General features: G+C 54.1%; 1 rRNA gene. It reads left to right on the forward strand.

Annotation, left to right across the window (positions count from 1 at the left end):
* Window positions 1-2,645 (forward strand): 23S ribosomal RNA (locus PMG25_RS09425); the annotation flags it as partial.

The following is a 2,645-nucleotide window of genomic DNA, read 5'->3' on the forward strand; positions in this document are numbered from 1 at the left end:
GAACTGAAACATCTAAGTAGGCGGAGGAAGAGAAAACAAGAGTGATTCCGAGAGTAGTGGCGAGCGAAATCGGATCGGCCCAAACCGTTGTTGTTCCGGCAATGACGGGGTTGTAGGACCACAATGTTCTTTGCGCGACGAACCGGAAGCAGTTGGAAAGCTGCACGATATGGGTGACAGTCCCGTACGGGCAAGGAGCGTTAAAGATAGTGGTATCCTGAGTAGCGCGGGGCACGTGAAACCCTGTGTGAATCCGGCGGGACCATCCGCCAAGGCTAAATACTCCTGGGAGACCGATAGTGAACCAGTACCGTGAGGGAAAGGTGAAAAGAACCGTGAACAACGGAGTGAAACAGACCCTGAAACCATACGCCTACAAGCGGTCGGAGTCCCGATTTATCGGGATGACGGCGTGCCTTTTGCATAATGAGCCTACGAGTTACTTTTACCGGCAAGGTTAAGCACTTCAGGTGCGCAGCCGTAGCGAAAGCGAGTCTGAACAGGGCGCTTTAGTCGGTAGTAGTAGACGCGAAACCGTGCGATCTACCCATGGGCAGGTTGAAGCTGTGGTAACACATAGTGGAGGACCGAACCCGTTGACGTTGAAAAGTCTTGGGATGACCTGTGGGTAGGGGTGAAAGGCCAATCAAGCTCGGAAATAGCTCGTACTCCCCGAAATGCATTTAGGTGCAGCGTTCTGATAGTTATATAGAGGTAGAGCTACTGATTGGATGCGGGGGCTTCACCGCCTACCAATTCCTGACAAACTCCGAATGCTATATAATGTTTCAGGGCAGTGAGGGCATGGGTGCTAAGGTCCATGTCCGAGAGGGAAAGAACCCGGACCATCAGCTAAGGTCCCCAAATATGTGCTAAGTTGACAAAACGCGGTGGGACTGCTTAGACAGCCAGGATGTTGGCTTGGAAGCAGCCATTCATTTAAAGAGTGCGTAACAGCTCACTGGTCGAGCGGTCCCGCATGGATAATGATCGGGCATAAGCACATTACCGAAGCTATGGCATCGAAAGATGGGTAGGGGAGCATTCTGTTCGGCGCCGAAGGTGCACTGTGAGGTGTGCTGGAGCGTACAGAAACGAAAATGTAGGCATAAGTAACGATAATGCGGGCGAGAAACCCGCACGCCGAAAGACCAAGGTTTCCCCGGCCATGCTAATCAGCCGGGGGTCAGTCGGGACCTAACACGAACCCGGAAGGGGCAGTGGATGGACAAGCGGTTAATATTCCGCTACCCGCATATCACTAAAAGTGACGGGGCAGTTTAGTTGGTGCGTGCTGACGGAATAGCACGTTGAAGCGCAAGCGATAGTACGACAAGGCCACGGCCGCGTCGATAATCCAGCGGCACTGCCTCCAAGAAAAGCGAGATATGCGGCCCGTACCGTAAACCGACACAGGTGGTCGGGATGAGAATTCTAAGGCGCTCGAGAGATTCATGGTTAAGGAACTAGGCAAAATGGACGCGTAACTTCGGGAGAAGCGTCGCTCCCCTCCGGGGGAGCCGCAGTGAATAGGCCCAGGCGACTGTTTATCAAAAACACAGGGCTCTGCCAAATCGAAAGATGACGTATAGGGCCTGACACCTGCCCGGTGCCGGAAGGTTAAAGGGAGATGTCAGCCGCAAGGTGAAGCATTGAACTGAAGCCCCGGTAAACGGCGGCCGTAACTATAACGGTCCTAAGGTAGCGAAATTCCTTGTCGGGTAAGTTCCGACCTGCACGAATGGTGCAACGATCTGGGCACTGTCTCAACCATGATCTCGGTGAAATTGTAGTATCGGTGAAGATGCCGGTTACCCGCAGTGGGACGAAAAGACCCCGTGCACCTTTACTATAGCTTCGTATTGACCTTGGTCAAACAATGTGTAGGATAGCTGGGAGGCTTTGAATCTGCGTCGCCAGGCGTGGAGGAGCCGTTGTTGAAATACCAGCCTTTGTTTGATCGGGGCCTAACCTCTAACGAGGGACAGTGCGTGGTGGGTAGTTTGACTGGGGTGGTCGCCTCCAAAAGAGTAACGGAGGCTTCTAAAGGTGCCCTCAACACGGTTGGCAATCGTGTGCAGAGTGCAATGGCACAAGGGCGCTTGACTGTGAGACATACAGGTCGAACAGGTAGGAAACTAGAGCATAGTGATCCGGTGGTTCCGCATGGAAGGGCCATCGCTCAAAGGATAAAAGGTACGCCGGGGATAACAGGCTGATCTCCCCCAAGAGCTCACATCGACGGGGGGGTTTGGCACCTCGATGTCGGCTCGTCACATCCTGGGGCTGGAGAAGGTCCCAAGGGTTGGGCTGTTCGCCCATTAAAGTGGCACGCGAGCTGGGTTCAGAACGTCGTGAGACAGTTCGGTCTCTATCTACTGCGGGCGTTAGAGATTTGAGTGGACCTGACCCTAGTACGAGAGGACCGGGTTGGACCGACCACTGGTGCGCCGGTTGTCCCGCCAGGGGCATCGCCGGGTAGCTAAGTCGGGATGGGATAAGCGCTGAAAGCATATAAGCGCGAAACCCGCCACAAGATGAGATCTCTTTAAAGGGCCGTGGGAGATGACCACGTCGATAGGCCGTAGGTGGAAGTGCAGCGATGCATGCAGCCGAGCGGTACTAATTGCCCGTAAGCTTGCGCA

Origin of the sequence: Roseofilum capinflatum BLCC-M114 (assembly GCF_030068505.1) — a bacterium.
Classification (GTDB): Bacteria; Cyanobacteriota; Cyanobacteriia; order Cyanobacteriales; family Desertifilaceae; genus Roseofilum; species Roseofilum capinflatum.